Origin of the sequence: Azospirillum isscasi (genome assembly GCF_030849505.1) — a bacterium.
Classification (GTDB): Bacteria; Pseudomonadota; Alphaproteobacteria; order Azospirillales; family Azospirillaceae; genus Azospirillum; species Azospirillum isscasi.
In genome coordinates this window covers 17,161-39,322 of the sequence record NZ_JAUJFI010000039.1, presented here as the reverse complement: position 1 = coordinate 39,322, position 22,162 = coordinate 17,161, and the positions used below count along the sequence as shown (strand labels likewise).

Genomic DNA, 22,162 nt, shown 5'->3' with positions numbered 1-22,162 from the left:
GGCCTCCTTCCACCAGCCGAGCAGCCGCTCGGCGTCGTGCCGCGCCGCCTCGTCGCAGGACCACAGGCAGCGGACGGCGGCGGGCGGGATCGCCAGCGTGCGCAACGTCCCCTCCCCCTCCGGCCCGGCGTCCCCGGGCAGCAGCAGATAGCCGCCGTCGTGCCGGACCAGCCGCAGCAGGCGGAGCGGCAGGGCGTCCGGTTCCAGCCCGGTGCAGGCGCCGGCCGCGACGATCTTCGGCGCACCGTCATAGAGAGTGGCGAACAGGGCCGCCGGGGTGGAGAGCTTCATGGGAACACCCTTCTCAGACGGGCGCGGTTGGTTCGGGAAGGCATGAGGACAGAGGCGCGCAGGCGGCCCAATCGGGATCAGGATCGGGGTCCATGTCCGCCCCGCCGTCCCAGCGCCGCAGCTTGTCCGGCGGCAGCCCCAGCGCCCGGCACAAGTGGAAGGTCCGGGCGTCGAGCGGGACGACGGTCTGGTAAGCGTGCTCGAAGGCGGTGCAGCCGTTGACCGCATCGGCCAGGGACGGCGCGTCCGGGACCGCGGACGGCCCCAGCACCGCCCAGCCGGCCACGCCGAGCGCGCGCAGCCGCCCCATCAGCGCGTGGGCCGCGCCGTGCCGCACCGTGACGGCCAGATCGAAGGCGGCCAGCGTCGCGGCGGCCATGTCCTCCTCCTCCGGGTCCATCGGGCGCAGCGGCGTGCCGAGATAGGCGTCGCGGCGGGTCAGCGGGCGTTCGGGAAGCACCAGCGGCAGCGGGTGGGGAATGACCGAGGCGAACGCCTCCGCCGCCGCCGCGGACAAGGACAAGCCGCCACCGCCCATCGCAACCAGATGCGCGTCATAGCCCTTCCCGGCCAGCCAGCGGGCCATGCGGGCCGCCTCTTCCAGGGCCGCCGCATCGCCGGGATCGGCCACCAGCGCCGCCAGCCGCCGCTTCCCCTCCGGATGGAGCAGCGGCAGGACCGAGGGCAGCCGGTGCACCGTCTGGTAGACGTCAGCCGGCGTGGCGACCCCGGCGCGGTAGCGGTCGATGGGTGCCGCCGCCCAGCCGCCGTTGGACGGCAGCGCCCATTGGGCGGCCATCGCCTCGCGCAGCGTGGACAGGGCAGAGTCGGCCCTGCCCGGCGGCGTGACCGCGCCGGGCAGGGCCAGGGCCAGGCTCAGCCGGGCCTCGGCGCAAGGCTTCCGGGGGTCCCGCTCCAGCAAGGGGGCACCCGCCGGCTGGCGCCTCACGAGGTCGAGCAGGACCGCCGTGGGCAGCATCGCCATCGCCGCCCCGCCGTCCGGCAAGGGGAACGGCGCGTCCGCCTGCAACCCCACGGGCGCGCCGGACCAAGACAGCGCGCAGCCGCTTTCCACCGCCTCCGCCGTCACCTCGGCGCGCACCAGGGTCGCCTGGCCCGCCGCGCGTTCCAGCACCCACAGCGCGCCGCGCAGCAGGCGGTGGCGCTTCAGCAGTTCGTAGAGACCGGAGTCCATGACCGCCAGAAGGCCGGGGCACTCCCCGTAACCGGGCCGCTCCGGCGCGCGCAGGGCGCGGCGCACGAAGTCGGCCAGCGGCAGATCCTCCTCCCCCGCCGCCGGGTCGGTGACGCAGCGGACGACGGCACGGTCCGGCAGATAGACGGCGCAGCGCCGCCCCACCGCCACCTCCGCCCGCAGCACGGCCTGGACCGCGAACAGCGCCGGATGACGCTTTTGGATGTGGGTCAGGATGGGGCGGTAGTCGCGCTCCGATTCGGTCAGCATGCTCTCGCCGCGGCGGCGGTAGCCGAAGCCGGTCCCCGGCACATGGACGCCGTGGAAGCCGCGCTCCAGCCCTTGCAGCCAGAACTCCCAGTCCTCGCTGCCCTGCCGCATCGTCTCGTCGAAGCGAACGCCGCCGTCGAGCAGGCGGCGCGACGCCATGCTGCCCGCCTCGCTGACGTTGCGGAACAGATGCTCCAGCGGCGAATAGGGGCCGGACATGTCGCAGAATTCGAAGAAGCCGAACTTGTCCACGTCCGGATAGGCCCAGCCCACCTCCGGGCCCGCCGCCCGCAGCGCGTCCAGCATCCGTTGCAGCAGATGGGGCCGGATGCGGTTGTCGGAATCGAGGAAGTAGACGGCCTCCAGCGCCGGAAAGGCGTCCAGCGCGAAGGCGATCCCGCTGTTGCGCGCGGCACTCAGCCCGGCGTTGCGCTTGTTCAGGTGGAAAAGGCGCCCCGGATGGGCCGCCGCGAACTCCCGGCACACCCGCCCGGTCTCCGGAAAGGGGCAGCCGTCGTTGACCACGACCACGGCATAGGCGAAGTCCGTGTCCTGATGGAGCGCTGTGGACAGCGCCTCCACCAGCAGGCCGGAATGCTTGTAGGTCGGCACGACGATGGCCGCGCGGATCTCGGCCTGATGACCGTCCCCCCCTGCGCAGGCCCCCAAATTAATTCGTTCACTTATCGTTGACATGGCCGGACGCTGTGATGGCACCGCGTCCTGATTAGCGCCGTCCACGCTCGTCCCGGATGTGATATTTCCAGGACGCATGGGCGCGTTTTACAACGGGATTCGTTGCAAAGCGCGCCCTATGCCACCGGATTATTAAGCCTCCAGCCGCCCGCTCTTCGCCACCTCGCTCAGGAAGCGGTAGCTGTCCTTGGGCGTGCGGACCAGCGTGTCGTAATCGACGCGGACGATGCCGAACCGCTTCGACAGGCCGAAGGCCCATTCGAAATTGTCCAGCAGGCTCCAGCACAGATAGCCCTTCACGTTGCAGCCATCGGCCAGGGCGCGCCCGACCGACGCCACATGGTCGCGCAGGAAGGCCACGCGCTCCGCGTCGTGGACCTGCCCGTCCGGCCCCACCACGTCGTCATAGGCCGCACCGTTCTCCGCGACGAAAACGGCGGGGTTGCCGTAGTCGCGCTTGAACTCCATCAGCAGGTCGTAAAGCCCGTCGGGCTGGACCGGCCAGGCCATGGCGGTCCAGCGGTCGCAATGGGCGTCGCCCCACCACACGTCGAACGGATGCCCCGTCTCGTGCTTCATGGTCATGCGCGAGTAGTAGTTGATGCCCAGCAGGTCGATGGGATAGCGGATCGCCTCCTCGTCGCCGGGCAGGACGAAGTCCTTCATCCGTTCAGCCATCAGATCCGGGATCTTGCCGCGCATCACCCCGTCCAGGGCCACCCGGTTCCACACCGCGTCCCAGCGGGCCGCCGCCGCGACGTCCTCGGGCCGGTCGCTCTCGGCCCGGCAGGGCTGGAGGTTGATGACGGTGCCGAGCGTCAGGCCCGGACGCTCCGCCGCGATGGCCCGCAGCGCCGCCCCCTGCGCCAGATTCTGGTGGTGCAGGGCGCGCAGGATGCCGGTCTCGCCCAGCTTGTGCCCGGGCGCGTGTTCCCCGGTGCCGTAGCCGTGGGTGGCGACCACGTTCGGCTCGTTCAGCATCATCCAGTCCTTCACCCGGTCGGCCAGCCGGGCGGAGACGATGCGGGCGTAGTCGGCGAAGGGGCCGACGACCTCCCGGCCCTGCCAGCCGCCGCGGTCTTCCAGCGGTTGCGGCAGGTCCCAGTGATAGAGGCAGGCCATGGGCCGGATTCCGGCGGCCAGCAGCCCGTCCACAAGCCGGTCGTAGAAGTCGAGCCCCGCCGCGTTCACCTCCCCCGTCCCGGACGGCAGGATGCGCGGCCAGGCGATGGAGAAGCGGTAGGCGTTGAACCCCGCGTCCTTCAGCAGGGCGATGTCGTCCGGCCAGCGGTGGTAATGGTCGCAGGCGACGGCGGCGCTGCTGCCGTCCTGGATGCGCCCGGCGTCGGTGAAGGTGTCCCACACGCAGGGGCCGCGCCCGTCCTCGTGAATGGCGCCTTCGATCTGATAGGCCGCGGTGGACGCTCCCCACAGGAAGTCCTTGGGAAAGGTGAAGAGTGCCATGACGGGACTCCCTTGAAGTGTTTTGCTGCACATGCACTATCGCGCATGCGAAGGTTATGTTGCGCAAGCGAAGATGCCGCCGCGCTTATTCTGACCAACAGGTATAGTCTCTTCGTCTTAACAAGTGTATACTTCCCACAAGGCGGCTGCCCCGACAAATCAGCAGGGCACAATTCCCGCCGGGCGAGGCGTACCATGGCCCTTAGCAACCCGAAAACCACCAAGATCGTCTTCCTGGGCGCCGGCAGCGCGGCCTTCGGGCTCAGCATGTACCGCGACCTCTTCACAACGACGGAGCTGGCGGGCAGCACCCTGACGCTGGTCGACACGAATCCGGCGGCGCTGGACCGCATGACGGCGCTCGCCCGGCTGCTGAACGCGAAGGGCGGTGCCGGTCTGACCATCGAGCAGACCACCGACCGCCGCGCCGCCCTGCAAGGCGCCGAATTCGTCGTCAATTCCGTCGCCATCGACCGCAACCGTCTGTGGAAGCTCGATTTCGAGGTGCCGAAGAAGCACGGCGTCCGCCACACGCTGGGCGAGAACGGCGGACCCGGCGGGCTGTTCTTCACGCTGCGCACCCTGCCCCTGATCTTCGACTTCGCCCGCGACATCGAGGAACTGTGCCCGGACGCCCAGTTCATCAACCTGTCCAACCCGGAAAGCCGCGTCGTCCTGGGCCTCGGCAAATACACCAGGGTGAAGACCCTTGGGCTGTGCCACGGCATCTTCCTGGCCCGCTGGTTCATCCGCCAGATCCTCGGCATGGCCGAAAAGGACGTGGAGGTCTGGGGCGCCGGGCTGAACCATTTCCAATGGCTGATGCACATCCGGGACAAGGCGACCGGGCGCGACCTCTACCCGCTGCTGCGCGAGAAGGAGAAGACCCACGATCCGGCCTTCACGCCGCTGGCCCGCCGCCTGTTCAACGCCTTCGGGCTGTGGCCGACCTGCAGCGACGACCATTTGGGCGAGTATCTCCCCTACGGCTGGGAAGGCGGAGAGCATGGGTTCGACTTCAAGGAGGACGAGCGCGGGCGCGGCATCCTCAACGCGCTGATGGACGGCGTGATCGCCGGGACCACCCCGGTGCCGGAGGACTGGACGCAGCCGTCCTGGGGCGAACGGGCCGTGCAGGTCATCGCCGGGGTGCTGCACAACCAGAAACGCTTCGTGGAGTCGGGGATCGTCTACAACCAGGGCGCCATCCCCAACCTGCCGCCGGATCTGGCGGTGGAGGTGCCCCTGCTGGCCGATGCGGCGGGTGTCCACCCGGTCTCGCTCGGCCCCCTGCCCGATCCGATCGCCAAGCTGCTGCACGTCCAGGCGAGCGTGCAGCAGCTCGCCGTCGAGGCCGCGGTCCACGCCTCGAAGGAGCTGGCGCTCCAGGCCCTGCTGATCGACCCGGTGGTGAACTCCACCGACGCCGCCGTGCAGATCCTGGATGAGTTGTGGGAGGCGAACCGGCCCTACATCCGTCGCTGCGTGTAGAGGCGGACGGGGCCGGTGCGGGTCAGTGCGCCGGTTCGGTGTCGGAGACGGCGGGCTTGCGGCGGGCCCGGGGCGCGGAAGGCTTGGGTGTGGCGGGCTTCGCCGCTTCCGCCTTCACGGCCTTGGCGCGGGCGGGTTTCGCCGTCTTGGCGGCTTCCGGAGCGGGTACCACGACGGCGGACTCCGCCGGCTCGGCCTTGGCCCTGCGGGCGCGCGGCTTCTTGGGGGCGATGGCCTCCTCCACCACATCGACCACGGCGTTCAGCCCGACCCCCAGCAGTTCCGTCGCGGCCTTCTTCGTGCGGCGGACCACCGTCTTCACCACGCCCGTGGCGGACGCCGCGTCCTCGGCTTCGATCTCGGCGCAAGCCTGCGCCCAATGGCTCTCTCCCCGTCCCTCCGGTCGCCCTTCGCGTTCCCAGATCTCATAGGCGCGGTGGCGGATGCGGTCCTCACGATCGCCTTGCATTCTTCGGTCTCCAAGTGGGCTTTGGGTGGGCTTTGGCCGCAGAAACAACGACGCTCCAGGAAAACGGCGTCCTGCGCCCGTGGGTTCCCGTTTTAGTTCCCGGTTTATGTGACGATAAACGTACACAAAGAAAGCGTGCCTTAGTTCATAGGAAATTCATAGGCCCCGTTGCTTGTCCCGCCTCGACGGAATGCTGACCGTGATAGAACATGGGTGGGTTCCGCCGCCTTGGCACCATGCGCTGGTCCGAACGGAGCTGGTCCGGAGCACGGTCCGCATAGAACCCTTCGCCGGGTTGAACCGGGCTGGCCGGCCCAATTAACTTTGGGGAAAGCGTCTTGGCAGGGGCCGTTTCCGGCCCGGCACCGTCACGGAAGGCAATGAGTTCAGCGCATGTCCCTTGATCCCTTGCTTCAAGCCAACCGTATCCTGACCGAAGCCATCACCTCGTATCTCCAATCCTCGAACGAGCTTGCCGCGGCGGCGGAGCGTGCTTCGGCGGCCAGCGCCGGACGCGACGCGACCACCCGGCGGCTGGCCTTCCAGGAATTGTCGGAACGCGGAAACCAGGCGCGCTTCGCCAAGAAGCATCTGACCGACACGGTGCGCCGCCTGCGTTCCACCCTGCCGCCGGCCCAGATCGAGGCGGTGGCGGCGAAGCTCGACGGGCGCGAGAGCGCCGAGAGCGCGTTGACGCTGGTGCGCACGGTCCTCACCGAAAAGGTCTGGTCGGCGGCCTGACCGCCCCACGGCTTTCCTGGGCACGGCGCGCCGGCCCCGTGACCGGCTGGATGGCCCCCGGAACCGGGACGGAGCCGTTCAGCCGGCGTTCGGCGTTGGCCGCTATGCCCTCCTAATCCGGACGACTCATTTGACATCGAAGGATGCAGGGGCCAGTGTCTGACATCTAAAGTTTATCACAAGCGCGGGACCGGCACCGCCGTCACGCAGAATGGATCGGAAGGGTGCAAGACGTTTCCAAGGCGATGATCGCCCGTCTGGTCGGTTTCGACACGGTTTCGCGCCGTTCCAATTTGGCGCTGATCGACTGGGTCCGGGACCATCTCGCCGGGCACGGCGTCGAAAGCCGTCTCGTGCCCAGCCCGGACGGCGGCAAGGCCAACCTGTTCGCCACCATCGGCCCGATGACCGAGGGCGGGGTGGTGCTGTCGGCCCACACCGACGTGGTGCCGGTGGACGGGCAGCCCTGGGACACCGACCCCTTCACCCTGGTGGAGCGTGACGGCCGTCTCTACGGCCGCGGCACCGCCGACATGAAGAGCTTCCCCGCGGTGGCCCTGGCCCTGCTGCCGGAGATGCTCGCGGCGGGGCTGAAGCGCCCGCTGCATCTGGCGCTGTCCTACGACGAGGAGGTCGGCTGCATCGGCGCTCCCGCCATGATCGCCCGCATCGCCGGCGAACTGCCGCGCCCCAGCGCCGTCATCGTCGGCGAGCCCACCTCCATGGGCGTCGTGCTGGCCCACAAGGGCTGCTACGTCCTGCGCACCACGGTCACCGGGCACGAGGTCCATTCCTCCCAGATCGACCGCGGGGTCAGCGCCGTGATGACCGCGGCGCGGCTGGTCACCCTCGTGGGCGACATGGCGGCGGAGAACGCGGCGGCGGCGGACCCCGCCTGCGGCTTCGACCCGCCCTTCACCACGCTGCAGGTCGGAACCATCGAAGGCGGCACGGCAGCCAACATCACCGCCCGCCACTGTTCCTTCGTCTGGGATATCCGCCCGCTGCCCGGCGACGACTGGACCCGCTACCGCGACCGGTTCGAGGCCGAATGCGACCGGCTGCGCGCCGCCATGCGGCGGATCAGCCCGCAGTGCGACATCCGTACCGAACAGCTCGCCGGCGTGCCGGGGCTGGCGCCGGAGCCGGACGGGCCGGCGGCCCAGCTCTGCCACGCCCTGACCGGGCGCAACGACACGGGCATGGTGTCCTTCGCGGCGGAGGCCGGGCAGTTCCAGGAAGCAGGGATGTCCACCGTGCTCTGCGGCCCCGGCTCCATTGATCAGGCGCATCAGCCCAACGAGTACATCGACGTCGCCCAGGTCACGGCCTGCGAGGACTTTCTCCGGGATCTGGTCCGCCGTCTGGCCGCCTGAACCGGCCTCCGTCCGGGCCGATCGAGGTGCGGCAGAGCGTCGCGCCGGACCACAGAAAACGCCGTCCTGTTCGTCGAAGCGCGATCAATGAAAGGAACCGATTGTTGGACCGACGGCACCTTGTCGCTGAATTGCCTAGTGTACTCCCAATTTCGGCCTATGCCGTTGACGGGGGAGACTTCGACGGCGTTCCTGTCGCACTGTGCCCGGGGGCGCCGATGCCACGGCGCTTCCATGGAAACGGGAGCGCCGGTGCATGGTTGATCTGAGCGACCTGGAGCGCGACGCGCTGACCGAGCTGGTGAACATGGGCGTCGGCCGTGCGGCGACCCATCTCAGCCGCATGGTCGCGGATCAGGTCCTGCTGTCCGTTCCCTCCGTCGAGATCGTCAGCCGCAACGCCGCCGCCGGCCTTCTGGCCGCCCGCGAGAAGACGGGGCTCGTGGCGGTGGAGCAGCGTTTCGAAGGGTCCTTTTCCGGCCGCGCCCTGTTGATCTTTCCCGAGACCAACAGCCTGGAACTGGCGCGTGCCGTCCTGGGCAGCGAGCTGAGCCTGGAGGAGATCGTCGATCTGGAGCAGGACGCGCTGGCGGAGATCGGCAACATCATCCTGAACGGCTGTCTGGTCGTGATGGCCAACACGCTGAAGGACAACCTGGACATCTCGCTGCCCAGCGTCCTGCGCGGCGACAGCGACCGCATCTTCCAGAACAACGGGCCGAACCCCGATGAACTGGTGATGTTCCTCTACATCGACTTCCTGATCCGCAGCCGGAGCATCCGCGGCTACATCGCGTTGCTCATGGGGCTGTCGTCCCTGGAGTCGCTGAAGGAACTCATCCATGGATTCATCGACCGCATCGCCTCCGGAGCGCCCGATGGAACCGACCGAGTTTAAGCGCTTGCCCTGGCTGGACGGCCTTCTGGACGCGATGGACGCGGGCATCGTCGTGCTCGACCGCCATGGCCGCGTCCAGTTCTGGAACCGCTGGATGGAAAGGGCGTCCGCCACGCCCGAATCCGGCATCCACGGGCGGGAGCTGGTGGAGGCCATGCCGTCCCTGCGCGACACGCGGCTTCACAACGCGGTGCGCGACGTGCTGGAAACCGGGGCGCCCAGCGTCCTGTCCCACACGCTGAACCCCGTGCTGTTCCCGCTGCGCTGCGTGGACGGGCGGCGGATGGTCCACAATGTGCTGATCCGTCCCTTCCTGGTCGGCACCGCCGCCTACTGCCTGATCCAGGTGACCGATGTCACCGCCGTGGTGAACCGGGAACGGGTCCTGCGCGAACAGCGCGACGCGCGCTACCGCGCCATCGTGGACACCGCCCCCGACGCCATCGTCACCACCGACACGCGCGGCGTGGTGCAATGGGCCAACGGGGCCGCGGCCAACCAGTTCGGCTTCCAGCCCAACGAACTGATCGGCCAGCATGTCAGCCTGTTCCTCGCCGAAGGCTCCCCCGACTGGTCCGGCCTGCTGGAGCGCGCGCCCGCCGGACGGCCCGCCCCGGTGGAGCTGATCGGGCGCAAGCGCGACGGCACCCGCATCGACCTGGAGGTCTCGCTGGCCCGTTGGGAGTCGGAGGGGCGGAGCTTCATCACCGGCGTCCTGCGCGACATCACCGAACGCCGCCGCACGCGCGAGGAGATGAAGGCCAACGCGCTGGCCATGCGCCAGCTCGCCGAGCAGACGAAGGCCACCCTGGACGCGCTGCCGGCGCACATCGCCGTTCTGGACCATGGCGGGCACATCATCTCCGTCAACAAGGCCTGGGCGGAGAACGGTCCGCAGGCGGGCTTCCTGGGCGACGGGTCGGCCATCGGCGACGATTATCTGGAAGCCTGCGCCGCCACCCGCAGCGGGGCGGAGCACGCCGACGCCCTGATCGAAGGGTTGCGCGGCCTGCTGCGCGGCGGCCCTCCGGTGTCTATTGAATATCCGGGCGAGCATCCGGGCGAGCATCCCGGCCAGTCCGCCGCGGGGGCGCGCTGGTTCCGCTGCCTTGCCGCCCCGATGGCCGCCGGGCCCTTCGGCGGGGCGGTGCTGATGCACATCGACATCACCGAGATCAAGTCGATGGAGGCGGCGCTGCGCAAGCTGGTGGGCCAGAAGTCCACCCTGCTGCGCGAGGTGAACCACCGGGTGAAGAACAGCCTTCAGCTCGTCTCCAGCCTTCTGACGCTGCAGACCATGAGCCTGCCGGGCGCCGCCGAGCGCGTCCATTTCCAGGACGCCCGCAGCCGCATCGACGCCATCGCGCGGGTGCACAGCCGGCTGTACCAGACCGAGCAGTTCCAGACCATCGAGTTCGGCAGCTACCTGAACGAGCTGTGCGCCGACCTGTCCCGCGCGTCGGGCGGCGACACGCTGGGCTCCATCGAGGTGCGGGCGGAGCGCATCGACCTGCCCATTGATCAGGCCGCCCCGCTGGGGCTGATCGCCAACGAACTGGTCACCAACGCCATCAAACACCGCGGGCCGTCACCCGCCGACGTCCTGGTGGCGCTGGACCGGGCCGGCGACCTGCTGGCGCTCACCGTGACCGACCAGGGGCCCGGCCTTCCCGCCGGGTTCGACATGCGCCGGACACGCAGCCTCGGCATGAGGCTGATCACCAGCCTGACCGGCCAGATCGGCGCGACGGTCACGCTGATGCCGGTGGAACGGGGAACCTCCTTCCGCATCGCGCTGACCATGCCGGAAACGCGCGGCCCGATCCTGGAAGACAGCGCGGCGGAGTGGAACGGATGAAGATCCTTCTCGTCGAGGACGAAGTCCTCATCGCCATGGAGCAGAGCTTCTACCTGGAGACCGCCGGGCACGAGGTGCATGGGCCGGCCTCCACCAGCGAAAAGGCGCTGGTCCTGGCGCGGGAGGTGAAGCCGGATCTGGCGCTGGTGGACATCCACCTGGCCCAGGGGTCCAGCGGCATCGACGCGGCCCGCCAGATGACCGCCATGGGCATCCCCTGCCTGTTCGTCACCTCCTACAGGGAGGAGGTGGAGCCGACGCGCGAGTACGGGGTGGGGTGCCTGCCCAAGCCCTTCTCGCAATCCTCGCTGATCGCCGCGGTCGAGGCGGTGTGCGCCATCCTGGACGGACGGGCGCCCACCAAGGTCCCCGACACGATGGAACTGTTTTCCTGAGCGCCGCGCGCGGCGCTTACGGGGGCCGTTTGCCCAGCACCGGCATCACCCATTCTTTCAGGAAGGCGTCCTCCGGCGGCACCGCGACCGGTGCTCCCGCCGCCAGCAGCACCTGCAACAGCGCGGTGTGCAGGGCGGTGCAGCCGCCGAGGTCGAGCCGGGGCGCCTCCGCGGCGCCCAGCCACTCGGCCAGCGGGATCGCCTCCTCCACCGTGCAGGCGCCCTCGAAACGGGCGGTCCGGTCCTCGAAACGGATGGGCATCACAGAAGCTCCCGCAGGTTGAGGGCGAGCAGCAGCCGCCCGTCGCCGAGCACCGCCGTCCCGGCATAGCCGCGCAGCCGGGCGAGCAGCCCGGTCATCGGCTTCAGCACCACGTCGGCGCGCTCCCGGAAGGCGTCCACCACCAGACCCACCGGATGCCCGCCGAGATCCACCAGAAGCACCGCCTCGCCCTTCCGCTCCCGCTCGTCCTCCGGCAGGTTGAGCAGCCGGCGCAGGCGCAGCAGGGGCACCACCTCGTCCTGCACGACGACGCTTTCGGCATGCTTCATCCGGCGGATCGCGCCGTGGGGGACGCGCTGCATGCCGGTGACCAGCGTAACCGGAAAGCCGTAGAGCGTGCCCGCCGTCTCCACCGTCACCAGCCGCGTCACCATCATGGTGAGCGGCAGGACGAGGCGGACCCGCGTCCCGGCGCCGGGGGTCGAGGCGACCTCCACCCGTCCCCCCGCCTGCTCCACCGCGCCGCGCACCGCGTCCATCCCCACCCCGCGGCCCGACAGGTCCGACACGGAGTCCGACGTGCTGACCCCCGGCAGGAAGATCAGACGCAACGCCTCCGCGTCGGACAGGGCCGCCGCCTGCTCCGCGGTCACGGCACCCCGCGCCACCGCCTTGCGGCGCACGGCATCCGCGTCGATGCCCGCCCCGTCGTCGGAGACCTCGACCACCACGCCGCCGCCGTCCTGGAAGGCCCGCACGCGGATCGCCGCCACCTCCGGCTTGCCGGCGGCGCGGCGTCGTTCCGGCGCTTCGACGCCGTGGTCCAGCCCGTTGCGGACGAGGTGCAGCAGAGGTTCGCCCAGGATGTCGAGGATGTCCTTGTCGGCCTCCGTCTCGCCGCCGGACAGGTGAAGCTCCACCGCCTTGCCGAGCCGCCGCGCGGTGTCGCGGACCAGCCGGGGCAGCGGGTCGAAGACGCGCGACAGGGGCAGCACGCGCAGCCGCAGCACCGCGTCCTGCAACTCGCCCACGATGGAGTCGATGCGGCCATGGGCCTCCTTGATGCCCTGGGCCAGCGCCTCGGCGCTGCGGCCGTCCTGCGCCTCGCGTGCGAGGTAGGGCAGGCTTCCCTTGGCGACGACCAGTTCGCCGACCAGCGCCATCAACCGGTCCATGCGCTCCGCATCCACCCGCAGCGCCCGCCGGGCCGGGGACGCCGCATTGGCAGGCGTGTCCGCTTCCGCGGCCGGTCCGTCCGCCAGGGATTCGACGCAGCGGACGAGCGCCTCCGCCGGGCCTTCGGCGGCGCGGTCCAGCACGGCCTGCTCGGCGTCCCGTCCTTCGGCGGTCAGGATGTTGCGCACCGCCCGCAGCACCGCCGCCCGGCGGGCCGCCGTTTCCTCCGCGCTGCCGGGCAGGCCGAGGATGTGAGCCTGCTCCCGCAGCATGGCGGTGGCGAGGCTGGCAGGGGCCGCCGGTTCGGCCCGGGCGGGAATGGCGAGCGTGGCGAACGTCACCTGATCGGGAACGCCACGGAACAGGCGCGCCAGATCCTCCTTCGACGCGCCGCTCAGCGCGCGGAACCGCAGGGCGCAACGGTAGGGGTCGAGCTGGGCCAGCGGCGGCCATGCTGCCGCGGCCTCGACGCGCAGGAACAGCAGGTCCGGGATGCGGCGGCACAGGTCCAGCGGGTCGTCACCGGAGAAGAAGCAGTCCTCCGCCGGGTCGTAGGCGATGGCGGTGACGGTGCGTCCCGCGGCCTTCGCCCGCTCGGCCTCCGGCACCTCCTCCACCCAGGCGAAGGCGGAGGGCGTTCCGGCCTCCACGGACTCCGCCGGTCCGCCGAGGGCGGCGCGCAGCCGCGCCTCCAGCGCCTGCGCGCGGGCATCCGCGTCGCCGGGAAGAGCCTGGCTGTCCTCCAGGCCGTCGACCCAGGCGGCGCCGGTGTCCAGCAGGTCCAGCAGCCGGTCGGCCAGATCGCCGGTCATGGCGGCCTGCCCGTCGCGCACCGCCATCAGCGCGTCCTCCCCCGCATGGACCATGCGGGTGAAGGGGGCCATGTCGAACAGGGCGGTGGCGCCCTTCAGCGTGTGCAGCGCCCGGAACAGGTCGTTGACCGCAACCCGGTCCGCCGGATCGCGCTCCAACCGCAGCAGGGCGGCGCCCGCGGCTTCCAGCAGTTCCCGCGATTCCAGGACGAACTGGTCGAACAGCGTGTTCATGACCGCCCTCCGCACAATCCGGTCAGCAGGCGGGCGGCGGCGGTCAGGTCATCGGGCCGCACCGGCTTGACGAAGTACCAGTTTGCCCCCGCCAACAGGGCCTTCTCCCGGTCGCTGTCCTTGGATTCGGTGCTGATCATGATCGCCGGCACGTCCTGAAGGGCGGGGTCCTGCCGCAGCCGGCGCAGCATGGTGTAGCCGTCCATCTTCTGCATGTTGATGTCCACGATCAGCAGGTCCGGCGTGGCGGCGAGCGCGTGCTCCAGCCCGTCGATCCCGTTCACCGCCTCGTCCACGGCGAAGCCGCCGGCCTCCAGCACCTGCCGGGTGTAGGCCCGCACGGTGACGGCGTCGTCCACCACGAGGACGCGGGGCTGTGGGCTGGATTTTTCGGTCACCGGGCGGCCTCCCTAACTCTGGGGCTTCTGGTAGAGGATGGCGTCGGGGAACCGGCGCGGCACGAAGAGGGAGGACATCCGGCTCATGCTCTCCGAATGGCCGAGGCAGACGAATCCGCAGGGCGACAGCGCGTCGTAGAACATCGACGCCGCTTCCCGTCGCCCCAGATCGTCGAAATAGATCAGCAGATTGCGGCAGAAGATCACGTCCATGCCGCGGAAGGCCGCCATCTGCTGCGGATCGGCGATGTTCACCAGCGAGAAGTCGATGGACTCCCGCAACTCCTCCATGATCTGCCAGCGCTGGTCGTCCAGGCGGGTGAAGTATTTGGCGATCAGGTGCCGCGGCAGCGCCTGGAGCGAGCGCTCCTCGTAGATGCCCTCCCGTGCGCGGGCCAGCACATGGCTGTCGATGTCGGAGGCGTGCAGCTCGATCTCGAAATCGTCCACCCGGCTCCACCGCTCCAGAAGCGTGATGGCGATGGAGTAGGGCTCCTCCCCCGTGGCGCAGCCGACGGACCAGATGCGCACCCGGCTGCCCAGCTCGCGCCCGCGCACCACCTCGTCCAGCGCGGCGTTCACGAGGCAGTCGAGCTGGTACATCTCGCGGAAGAAATAGGTCTCGTTCACCGTCATGCGGTTGACGAGAAGCTGCAACTCCTCCCCCGACGCCTGGAAGCGCAGCAGGTTCAGGTAATGCCGGAAATCCGGCGCGCCGACCGCGGCCATCCGCTCGGCCACGCGGCGGTCCACGAAATAGCGTTTGGCCTCGGTGAAGGACAGGCCGGTGCGCTCCCGCAGGAACCGGCAGAAGGCGTCGTAATCCGCCGCGCTCAACCCCTCGCCATCATCCTTGTCCGAAAGCCGCGTCATTCAGGCTCCGGAAAACAGGCGGCGCGCCGCATCGACGGAAAAGGCGACGAAGGGATCGTCCGGGAAACGCGCGGCCAGCCGCTCGACCACCGGCAGGGCGGCGGGGTCGCCGCCGTCCATCAGCGCCTCGACCGCGGCGAGGCAGACGTTCACATGCGGGTCGCGCCCGATCACCCCGGCGAGCAGGGCCAGCCGGTCCGGATGGGGCAGCTTCCCGACAAGCTGGGCCGCGAAGATGCGCAGATCCGAATCCCCAGCCTCCAGCAGCGGGGCGACCTCCGGCATCACCACGGCGGCGGGCATCTGCTGAAGGCTTTCGATCACGCCGTTGCGCAGCCCGACGTCCTCGCTCGCCAAATAGGGCACCAGCGCCGCGGCGGCCTCCCCGGTGCCGGCGCGGACCAGGGCGGTCAGGAGGGCTTCGCGGACGCTCGGTTCCTCCTCCCGCGCCAGCCTTGCGGACAGGGCGGGGACGGCGCCGGGGCGTCCGTCCGGGGGATGGGCGCCGAGAGCATGGGCGGCCCGGCGGCGCTGCGCCGGGTCGGCGTCGTCCAGGCGCGTCAGCCAGTCGCCGCCATCCGCGGTGCCCGCGGGCGCCGCCGTTGCCATCTTCCGGGCCTTCACCAGAGCCATGCCGCCGCCTCCCTCATTCCGTCACCCGTCACCCGTTACCCCTTCACCCACCGCGTCACCTGCTGGGCCACCCGGTCGGACGGCAGCACCATGTCGGCGCCGCCGCGGCGGATCAGCTCCTGCGGCATGCCGAACACGACGGCGCTGTCCTGCGCTTCCGCGATGGTGCGGCCGCCCAGCCGGCGCAGCTCCGCCATCGACGCGGCCCCGTCCGACCCCATGCCCGTCAGAAGGACGCCGATCAGCCGCGGCGGCGCCACGGCCCGCAGAGCGCTCTCGACCAGCCGGTCCACGTTGGGGTGCCAGTTCCGCGCCTCGTCCGCCGGAACGGGCTGCGCGCAAAGTCCTCCGCCGCGCCGGACGATCTGAAGGTCGGCGCCGCCGCGCGCAATGCAGACCGTTCCCGGCTGGAGCGGCGTGGCTGCCGCCGCCTCCACCACCGTCACGGCGCAGATGGCGTCCAGGCGGCGGGCCAGCGGACCGGTGAAGCTGGCGGGCATGTGCTGGACCACCACGACCGGCCAGGGGAAATCCGCGGGCAGCAGCGGCAGGATGTCCTCCAGCGTGCGCGGCCCGCCCGTGGACACGCCGATCAGCACCAGCCCTTCGCCCCCCTCCTCGTCCTCCTCCCCGCCGGCCTCGCCCCTCGGTTCGGCGCGGGGCGCATCGGCCAGGAAATCCGCCCCGGCGATGCGCTCCCGCGCGAGGCGCAGCCGCTCCCGCAGCCCCGGCACCCGCCGCGGGCGGGACCCGGCGGCGGCGCGCACGGTGTCCACAAGCTCCTCCGCGATGCCGGCGATGGCCCCCACGCCCGTGGGCTTCCGCACGGCCTCCACCGCCCCCAGCCGCAGCGCCTCCAGCGTCACCTCCGCCCCCTCCGCGGTCAGGGCCGAGACCATCACCACCGGCTTGGGATGCTCGGCCATGATGCGCTTCAGGCAGGCGAGGCCGTCCATGCCGGGCATCGTGACGTCCAGCGTCACCACGTCCGGGTCGAAATCGGGCAGACGCTTCAGCGCCTCCGCCCCATCGGCGGCGGTCTCCACCACGAAGCCCGCGGACGACAGGATGTCCGCGATGCGCCGCCGCATCAGGGCGGAATCGTCGACGACCAGAACCTTCACCATGACCGGCCCACCTTTGGATCAGACGGCGGCCAGAAGGTCGGCGAGCTGGTCCATGTCCAGCAACTCCGCCGGGTCCATCAGCAGGATCATCCGCCGGTCCCCCGCGGTTTCCAGCGTGCCGATGCGGCGGATCAGGCGGTGCTGGGCTTGCGACACGACGGGGGCCGGCTCGATGGCGCCGTCCGGAATGCGGACGATGCCGGCCATGCCGTCCACCAGCAGCCCGGCGCGGGCCGAACCGGCGGCGATCACCACCACGCGCCCCCGCTCCCCGGCGGCAACGCCGCCGTCCGGCAGGCGCAGCAGGCGGCGCAGAGCGACCAGCGGCAGGACGGCGCCGCGCAGGGTCGTCACGCCGCTGACGAAATCCGGCGCGTTGGGAAGCGGGGTCACGGCGTCGGGCCGGCGCAGCACCTCCTGCACCGCCGCCACCGGCAAGCCGTATTCCGCCCCGGCCAGCCGGAACACCACGAAGGCGTCCGCCCGTTCCGCCGCCGCTCCCGTCACCACGACCGCCTCCCCTTCGCGCTCCCCGGCATCGCCGCCCAACCTCGCCCCATGCCCCGCCCCATGGCGGAACAGCCGTTCCGCCGACAGGATCGGGATCAGCCGGGCGCCGCCGTCCAGCCGCGCGATGCCGTCCATATCCTCGAACTCCGCCTCCCGCGCCATCAGCGGCGGCACTTGGTCGATGCGCCCGCGGGGCACGCGCAGGATTTCCCGCACATCCTCCACCACCACGCCGACCAGCCCTTCCGCCGTGCGCAGGACCGCCACCTTGCCGCCCCCCGCCGACCCGGCGGCGTCGAGCCCGAACAGCTCCCGCAGCCCGACCAGAGGGAGCAGCGCGTCGCGCAGGGTCATCATGCCCAGAAGATGGGTCCGGGCGCGGGGCACGCGGGTCACCGCCTCCGGAAGCGGAACGATCTCCCGCACCACCGCCACCGGCAGGGAGAACTCCTGTCCCCCAACGGTGAGGACGACCAGTTGTTCCTCGTCCTGCCGCCCCGCCTCCGGGGTTGCCGCGGAGGTTGCGGATTTCGGCTGCGCCGCGCCGCTGAAATCCGCGGTCCCCGCCGGTCCGCCGGCCCGCCCCAGATCGGCGAACTGGCGCTCGATCATCGGGCCGGGGTCGAGGATCAGGGCGCCGTCCCTCCCCTCCCCGGCCAGGATCGCTCCGGCCAGAAGCTCCGCGTCGATGGACGGATCGGGCACCGCGCCGGCGTCGGCGATGCGGTTCCCCTCCACGCTGGACAGGCCGGACACGCGGTCCACCAGCAGACCGACCGGCTGGCCGTTGTGGCGGACGATCAGCAGCCGCGCGGCCTTCCTCTCCCCGGCATCGGCGCCGGCAAGCCCCAGCACCCGGCGCAGCCCGATCACCGGCAGCACGGCGCCCCGCCGCCGGGCCAGCCCTTCCAGGCTGGGCGGCCCCAGCGGAATGGGGACCAGCGCCGGCGGGCGCAGGATTTCCAGCACGCCGTCCAGCGGCAGGGCCAGCACCATGCCCCCCACCGTGAAGAGGACGAAGGAACGCACGCCGTCGCGGCGCATGATCGCGGCCATGGGTCGTCTCCCCCCAGCCCGGCCGGTCAGCCGGCCCCTTGCAGTTCTTCGGCCATGGCGGCGATCTCCTCGATGGCCGCGGCCAGCTCCTCGGCGCCCTTCGCCTGCTCCCGCGCGGCCTTGGCCGCTTCGTTGGCGGAGCGGTTGGCCTGGTTGGCCGCGGCGGCGATCTGCTCCACGCCCTTCTGCGCCTCCACGACGGCGCGCTGCACCTCGCCCGCGTTGTCCACGATCTCGCGGCTGCCGGAGGTCACCGTGCGCAGGTCGGCGACGGCGGCGGCGAGACTTCCGGCGAACTCCTGATGGCGGGCGGCCTGACGCGCCGTCTCCGTCCCGATGTCCTCGATGTCGCGGCGGACGCGCCCGATCTGGTCCTGGATGACGTGGACGATGTCCTTCACCCGCTCCACGTTCTCCGAACTGTCGCGGGCGAGGTTGCGGATGTCGTTGCTGACGACGGTGAAGCCGCGCCCGAACTCCCCGGCCCGCGCCGCCTCGATGGAGCCGCTGACCGCCAGCATGCCGGTCTGGATGGCGATGATGGAGATGGCGTCCACCACCTTGTCGATGCGCCGCCCGATCTGCTCCATGTCGCCGATCCGCTCCACGGTTCGGCGGCTTGCGGCCACCGCCTCGCCCACCCCGGCGGTCAGGGCGCCCACCATGTCCTGCGTTTCGGACAGGATGGCTTCCAGCCCGACGCAGCGCTGAAGCGCGTCTTCCGCGCGGGAGTGGCCGAGCCGGGCGTTGGCCTCGATCTGCGCGATGGCGGCGCTGGACTGGTGGGTCGCCGCCCCCTGGGCCTGGGCTCCGCGGGAAATCTGGGTGATCGCCGCCATGATCTGGGCGGCGGCGCGGTTGATCTCCTCGATGGCGGCGGACAATTCCTCGGCGGCGGAGGCCAGATCCCCGGCGGCGCGGTGGATGTCCGTGCTGCCGCCCAGTTCGTCCGCCAGATCGGACAGCTGGCCGGCGGCCTGCTCGCTCTGGGCCAGGGCCTTCGCCTGCTCGCCGACGGTCTTCAGCGCCTCCTCGCTGGCCGCCGCCTGCTCCTCCGCGGCGGAGGCCACGCTTTCGGCGCCGCGCTGCGCCTCCCGCCCGGCGGCGTCGGCCTCCAGGGCGGCCTTGATGGTGTCCTGCGCGCCGCGGGCGATGTGCCCCATGCCGTCGCGCACCCGGTCGAGCTGCGCCGCGATCTGGCGGCCCCGGCCGACCTCCGTCTTGGACGCGCCCGCGGCGGTGACGATGCCCTCCGCGATGGCGCCGACCGCCTCCTGGATCTGGGCGACCATGCGGTTGATGTCGTTGGCGGACCGCTCGGACCGTTCGGCCAGGGCCTGCACCTCGTCGGCCACTACGGCGAAACCGCGCCCGGCGTCGCCCGCGCGGGCGGCCTCGATGGCGGCGTTCAGAGCCAGCAGGTTGGTCTGATCGGCCATGACCGCCACGCCGTCCACGATGGCGCCGATCTCCGCCGCCTGCCGTTCCAGGTCGCGGACCAGGGTGACCGCGGCCTCCTGCCGTTCGGCGGCGCGGACCAGCCCGTCGACGGAGGCGAGGATCTGCCCGCTGACCTCCTTCATCAGGGATTGCAGCGCCTCGATCCGGGCCAGCGACGATTCGGCGTTGCTGCGCGCCCGACCGATCAGGGTGGCGCTGCGGTCGATCATCCGTTGCGACTGCTGGGTGGCGCTGGCCGCCTCCTCCGCCCCGGCGGCAACCTGCTCCATGGCTTTGCGCAGTTCCTCCGCGGCGGCGGCGGCCTGGGTCACGCCGCTGGCGAGTTCGTTCGACGCGGCGGCGATGCCCTCCGCCGCCTTGCGCCGCCGGTTGCCGGCGCGGGCGCGGCGCCTCACCTCCGCCGCGCGGCGGGTCGAAAGCGAGCTGTCGGGCGGGCCGGGCAGAGCGGGATCGCCGGCATGTGGAACCGCGTCCTCGCCGGCGTCCGCGTTGCGGGAGGCGCTCGCCGTGTCGATCCGCTTCTTCTTGACCAATGCCATATCCAAACCCCTTGCCCCGTGAGCCCGCGCTTCTTGATCGGCGGTTCTTGTCGATTGGTTCCGGTGCCGTTTCAGGCCAGCACCCGACCGATGTAACGCCCGATGGCCGTCTTCAGCTCCGCCGCCGACCCGGCGTCGAGCGCCAGGACGATGGTCCCCTCCACGTCGTGGGGCGGCGCCCGGAAGGCGACGTGGAGCAGGATCGCCTGGGCGTCCGCCGTCAGGGCAACCCCGCAGCGGGCCAGCAGCCTGTCCCCCGGGCCGTGCAGAACCTGCGGCAGGGTGGTGCCGACCGCGACGCCCAGCAGGTTCCCCATCGAGGACAGGCAACTGTTCAGGACGATGTTGCCGACCTCGGCCAGCGCCTCCTCCACCAGCTCCGCCGCGTCCTCCTTGGGCACTCCGGGCGGCAGGGTGACGGAGGCCAGCGGCAGGCCGCTCCGCTCCGGCATCAGCAGGATGGCCGAACCCAGGAAGGTGCCCGACAGGCACTCCGACACCGCGGTCAGCGGTCCCGGCAGCGCGGATTGAAGCAGGCCGGCCACCCGGTCGCCGGAAACGAGGGTGACTTTCGGCACCGCGATCTCCACCGGCCCGCCGATCATGCGGCTGAGCGCCGTGGACGCCCGGCCGACGCCGATGTTCCCCAGCTCCGCCAGGGCGTCGCGTTCCAGCTCGTCCAGCTCAAGCCCCATCGGAATCGGGTCCATCGGCGCACCCCCGCCGGGCCGTGCCGGTCATCCCGCCTCTCCGCCCGCCCCGCCGTCCGTCCCGGGACGGCGCGGCAGACCGGCGGCGGTCAGGAAGCGGGCCATCTGCTCCTCCTCCAGCGGCTTGGGCATGAAGGCGGCGCCCAGCGCGCGGATGCCGGAAACCACCGAGTCCTGGGCGTTGGCCGTGATGATGGCCACGCGGATGTCCGGCCTGGCCTCCAGCAGGCGGGCGGCGGCCTCCAGGCCGTTGTCGCCCGGCATGTTGAAGTCAATTATGGCGATATGGATATCACTTTCGGCGAGTTTTCCGTAAAGCTCAGCGCTGTTCGCCGCTTCGATGACCGTCCAATCCGGCTTATTCCGAAGTATTATGCCGCGGACATGCATACGGGACAGCTTGCTGTCGTCCACGACGATTACGGTCTTGCTCAAAGCCTGTGCTCCGGGAGGAGAGAAAATTTGAATTGTGAAGCGATTATAACCGCCGTCACGCCGCGCGCCAGCATGGATTGCATTCTGCAACCGTCGTTTTTTCACGCCGGAACCGTTGGCCGCCCCGGGCGGCTCTGGTAACAGAAGACCGGCAAACAGGGTCAGCCGTCCGGGGTTCCGTCCGTGGAAGATTTCATCAGCGCGCTCGTGGTGTTTCTGGTCGTGGTCGATCCGATCGGGCTGGTCCCGATCTATCTCGGCCTGACGCGGGGCTTCGACAGCCGGCGCAAGCGCACCATCGCGTTGCGCGGCCCGCTCATCAGCTTTGCGATCATCGTCTTCTTCGCCTATCTGGGCGATCTGGTGCTGAACGCCCTGTCCATCGGCATGCCGGCCTTCCGCATCGCCGGTGGCGCGTTGCTGTTCTGGATCGCCTTCGAAATGCTGTTCCAGCGCCGGGCCGAGCGCAAGGAGCGCACCGCCGACGACGCCCGGACGGAGGAGGAGGCCCACGACCTCGCCGTCTTCCCGCTGGCGATCCCGCTGATCGCCGGGCCGGGGGCCATCACCTCCACCCTGCTGCTGATGGACCGCTATGGCGCGACCATCGGCGGTCAGGGGATGGTGCTGGGCGCCGCCGCGGTCGCCGTGGGCAGCGTCATGGCGCTTCTGGTCGTCGCGGACGTGGTGAACCGGCTGCTGGGCCGCACGGTGATCCACACGGTCAGCCGCGTGCTGGGCATCGTCCTCGCCGCGCTGGCCGCCCAGACGATCATCGAAGGCATCACCGCCGTCTATCCGCCCCACTGATTCGGCCCCACCGTTTCACAA

At 70.7% G+C, this 22,162-nt stretch carries 20 protein-coding genes and 1 pseudogene; 7 read left to right on the top strand and 14 right to left on the bottom strand.

All coding sequences use genetic code 11. The annotated features are described in order from the left end of the window. From QSG27_RS10690 to QSG27_RS10680, 3 genes and pseudogenes are all read right to left on the bottom strand, one after another. Window positions 1-291: pseudogene (locus QSG27_RS10690) on the bottom strand (DUF6212 domain-containing protein); the annotation flags it as partial. Window positions 292-304: 13 nt separating this feature from the next. Continuing rightward, window positions 305-2,425: a glycosyltransferase family A protein gene (locus QSG27_RS10685; RefSeq protein ID WP_306705916.1), complete on the bottom strand. Its 2,121-nt coding sequence runs from the start codon at window positions 2,423-2,425 to the stop codon at window positions 305-307. 159 nt (window positions 2,426-2,584) lie between these two features. Continuing rightward, the gene (locus tag QSG27_RS10680; protein WP_306705914.1) at window positions 2,585-3,916 is read right to left on the bottom strand and encodes a GH1 family beta-glucosidase; all 1,332 of its coding nucleotides are present in this window, start codon (window positions 3,914-3,916) and stop codon (window positions 2,585-2,587) included. A 195-nt stretch (window positions 3,917-4,111) separates the two neighbouring features. Here QSG27_RS10680 and QSG27_RS10675 point away from each other — a divergent pair, with 195 nt between their 5' ends. Continuing rightward, a complete protein-coding gene (locus QSG27_RS10675; RefSeq protein WP_306705912.1) occupies window positions 4,112-5,407 on the top strand; it encodes a family 4 glycosyl hydrolase in 1,296 nt (431 codons plus the stop codon). A 22-nt stretch (window positions 5,408-5,429) separates the two neighbouring features. Here the strand turns inward: QSG27_RS10675 and QSG27_RS10670 are convergent, their stop codons facing one another. After that, window positions 5,430-5,876 (bottom strand): DUF2934 domain-containing protein, encoded by a 447-nt coding sequence (locus QSG27_RS10670; protein ID WP_306705910.1) that lies wholly within the window; start codon window positions 5,874-5,876, stop codon window positions 5,430-5,432. 393 nt (window positions 5,877-6,269) lie between these two features. Between QSG27_RS10670 and QSG27_RS10665 the strand changes: the two genes are divergently transcribed. The 5 genes from QSG27_RS10665 to QSG27_RS10645 all read left to right on the top strand — a co-directional run bounded on the left by QSG27_RS10665 (window position 6,270) and on the right by QSG27_RS10645 (window position 11,144). After that, a complete protein-coding gene (locus QSG27_RS10665) occupies window positions 6,270-6,617 on the top strand; it encodes a hypothetical protein (protein WP_306705909.1) in 348 nt (115 codons plus the stop codon). 224 nt (window positions 6,618-6,841) lie between these two features. Continuing rightward, entirely contained in the window at window positions 6,842-7,993 is a 1,152-nt protein-coding gene (gene argE, locus QSG27_RS10660; RefSeq protein WP_306705907.1) for an acetylornithine deacetylase, read from the top strand. 256 nt (window positions 7,994-8,249) lie between these two features. Continuing rightward, window positions 8,250-8,891: a chemotaxis protein CheC gene (locus QSG27_RS10655; RefSeq protein WP_306705904.1), complete on the top strand. Its 642-nt coding sequence runs from the start codon at window positions 8,250-8,252 to the stop codon at window positions 8,889-8,891. Further along, window positions 8,836-10,749: a sensor histidine kinase gene (locus tag QSG27_RS10650; RefSeq protein ID WP_306705902.1), complete on the top strand. Its 1,914-nt coding sequence runs from the start codon at window positions 8,836-8,838 to the stop codon at window positions 10,747-10,749. The genes QSG27_RS10655 and QSG27_RS10650 overlap by 56 nt, the downstream gene beginning before the upstream one ends. Beyond that, window positions 10,746-11,144 (top strand): response regulator, encoded by a 399-nt coding sequence (locus QSG27_RS10645; protein ID WP_306705900.1) that lies wholly within the window; start codon window positions 10,746-10,748, stop codon window positions 11,142-11,144. The genes QSG27_RS10650 and QSG27_RS10645 overlap by 4 nt, the downstream gene beginning before the upstream one ends. Before the next feature lie 16 nt (window positions 11,145-11,160). On the opposite strand, the gene QSG27_RS10640 is transcribed toward QSG27_RS10645, so the two are convergent. The 10 genes from QSG27_RS10640 to QSG27_RS10595 all read right to left on the bottom strand — a co-directional run bounded on the left by QSG27_RS10640 (window position 11,161) and on the right by QSG27_RS10595 (window position 21,331). After that, entirely contained in the window at window positions 11,161-11,406 is a 246-nt protein-coding gene (locus QSG27_RS10640; protein ID WP_306705898.1) for a hypothetical protein, read from the bottom strand. Next, window positions 11,406-13,589, bottom strand: a complete 2,184-nt coding sequence (locus QSG27_RS10635; protein ID WP_306705896.1) for a chemotaxis protein CheW — start codon at window positions 13,587-13,589, stop codon at window positions 11,406-11,408. The genes QSG27_RS10640 and QSG27_RS10635 overlap by 1 nt, the downstream gene beginning before the upstream one ends. Further along, a complete protein-coding gene (locus QSG27_RS10630) occupies window positions 13,586-13,987 on the bottom strand; it encodes a response regulator (RefSeq protein ID WP_306705895.1) in 402 nt (133 codons plus the stop codon). The genes QSG27_RS10635 and QSG27_RS10630 overlap by 4 nt, the downstream gene beginning before the upstream one ends. A 12-nt stretch (window positions 13,988-13,999) precedes the next feature. Then, a complete protein-coding gene (locus tag QSG27_RS10625; RefSeq protein WP_306705894.1) occupies window positions 14,000-14,860 on the bottom strand; it encodes a CheR family methyltransferase in 861 nt (286 codons plus the stop codon). Continuing rightward, complete coding sequence (locus QSG27_RS10620) at window positions 14,861-15,493, bottom strand: HEAT repeat domain-containing protein (RefSeq protein WP_306705892.1); 633 nt, start codon at window positions 15,491-15,493, stop codon at window positions 14,861-14,863. 35 nt (window positions 15,494-15,528) lie between these two features. Continuing rightward, a complete protein-coding gene (gene cheB, locus QSG27_RS10615) occupies window positions 15,529-16,620 on the bottom strand; it encodes a chemotaxis-specific protein-glutamate methyltransferase CheB (RefSeq protein ID WP_306705891.1) in 1,092 nt (363 codons plus the stop codon). 18 nt (window positions 16,621-16,638) lie between these two features. Further along, the gene (locus tag QSG27_RS10610; RefSeq protein WP_306705889.1) at window positions 16,639-18,186 is read right to left on the bottom strand and encodes a chemotaxis protein CheW; all 1,548 of its coding nucleotides are present in this window, start codon (window positions 18,184-18,186) and stop codon (window positions 16,639-16,641) included. A 26-nt stretch (window positions 18,187-18,212) separates the two neighbouring features. Then, entirely contained in the window at window positions 18,213-20,186 is a 1,974-nt protein-coding gene (locus tag QSG27_RS10605) for a methyl-accepting chemotaxis protein (protein WP_306705888.1), read from the bottom strand. Between the two features lie 71 nt (window positions 20,187-20,257). Further along, entirely contained in the window at window positions 20,258-20,896 is a 639-nt protein-coding gene (locus QSG27_RS10600; protein ID WP_306705887.1) for a chemotaxis protein CheC, read from the bottom strand. Between the two features lie 27 nt (window positions 20,897-20,923). Further along, the gene (locus QSG27_RS10595; RefSeq protein WP_306705886.1) at window positions 20,924-21,331 is read right to left on the bottom strand and encodes a response regulator transcription factor; all 408 of its coding nucleotides are present in this window, start codon (window positions 21,329-21,331) and stop codon (window positions 20,924-20,926) included. A gap of 183 nt (window positions 21,332-21,514) precedes the next feature. Here QSG27_RS10595 and QSG27_RS10590 point away from each other — a divergent pair, with 183 nt between their 5' ends. Next, a complete protein-coding gene (locus QSG27_RS10590; RefSeq protein WP_306705885.1) occupies window positions 21,515-22,141 on the top strand; it encodes a MarC family protein in 627 nt (208 codons plus the stop codon). Window positions 22,142-22,162 lie beyond the last annotated feature (21 nt).

Coding starts and splice junctions, on each gene's coding strand:
- QSG27_RS10620 (WP_306705892.1), bottom strand. CDS start 15,493: ATGGCTCTGGTGAAGGCCCGGAAGATGGCAACGGCGGCGCCCGCGGGC.
- QSG27_RS10665 (WP_306705909.1), top strand. CDS start 6,270: ATGTCCCTTGATCCCTTGCTTCAAGCCAACCGTATCCTGACCGAAGCC.
- QSG27_RS10625 (WP_306705894.1), bottom strand. CDS start 14,860: ATGACGCGGCTTTCGGACAAGGATGATGGCGAGGGGTTGAGCGCGGCG.
- QSG27_RS10680 (WP_306705914.1), bottom strand. CDS start 3,916: ATGGCACTCTTCACCTTTCCCAAGGACTTCCTGTGGGGAGCGTCCACC.
- QSG27_RS10605 (WP_306705888.1), bottom strand. CDS start 20,186: ATGGCATTGGTCAAGAAGAAGCGGATCGACACGGCGAGCGCCTCCCGC.
- QSG27_RS10640 (WP_306705898.1), bottom strand. CDS start 11,406: ATGCCCATCCGTTTCGAGGACCGGACCGCCCGTTTCGAGGGCGCCTGC.
- QSG27_RS10650 (WP_306705902.1), top strand. CDS start 8,836: ATGGATTCATCGACCGCATCGCCTCCGGAGCGCCCGATGGAACCGACC.
- QSG27_RS10670 (WP_306705910.1), bottom strand. CDS start 5,876: ATGCAAGGCGATCGTGAGGACCGCATCCGCCACCGCGCCTATGAGATC.
- QSG27_RS10645 (WP_306705900.1), top strand. CDS start 10,746: ATGAAGATCCTTCTCGTCGAGGACGAAGTCCTCATCGCCATGGAGCAG.
- QSG27_RS10635 (WP_306705896.1), bottom strand. CDS start 13,589: ATGAACACGCTGTTCGACCAGTTCGTCCTGGAATCGCGGGAACTGCTG.
- QSG27_RS10600 (WP_306705887.1), bottom strand. CDS start 20,896: ATGGACCCGATTCCGATGGGGCTTGAGCTGGACGAGCTGGAACGCGAC.
- QSG27_RS10655 (WP_306705904.1), top strand. CDS start 8,250: ATGGTTGATCTGAGCGACCTGGAGCGCGACGCGCTGACCGAGCTGGTG.
- cheB (WP_306705891.1), bottom strand. CDS start 16,620: ATGGTGAAGGTTCTGGTCGTCGACGATTCCGCCCTGATGCGGCGGCGC.
- QSG27_RS10610 (WP_306705889.1), bottom strand. CDS start 18,186: ATGGCCGCGATCATGCGCCGCGACGGCGTGCGTTCCTTCGTCCTCTTC.
- QSG27_RS10675 (WP_306705912.1), top strand. CDS start 4,112: ATGGCCCTTAGCAACCCGAAAACCACCAAGATCGTCTTCCTGGGCGCC.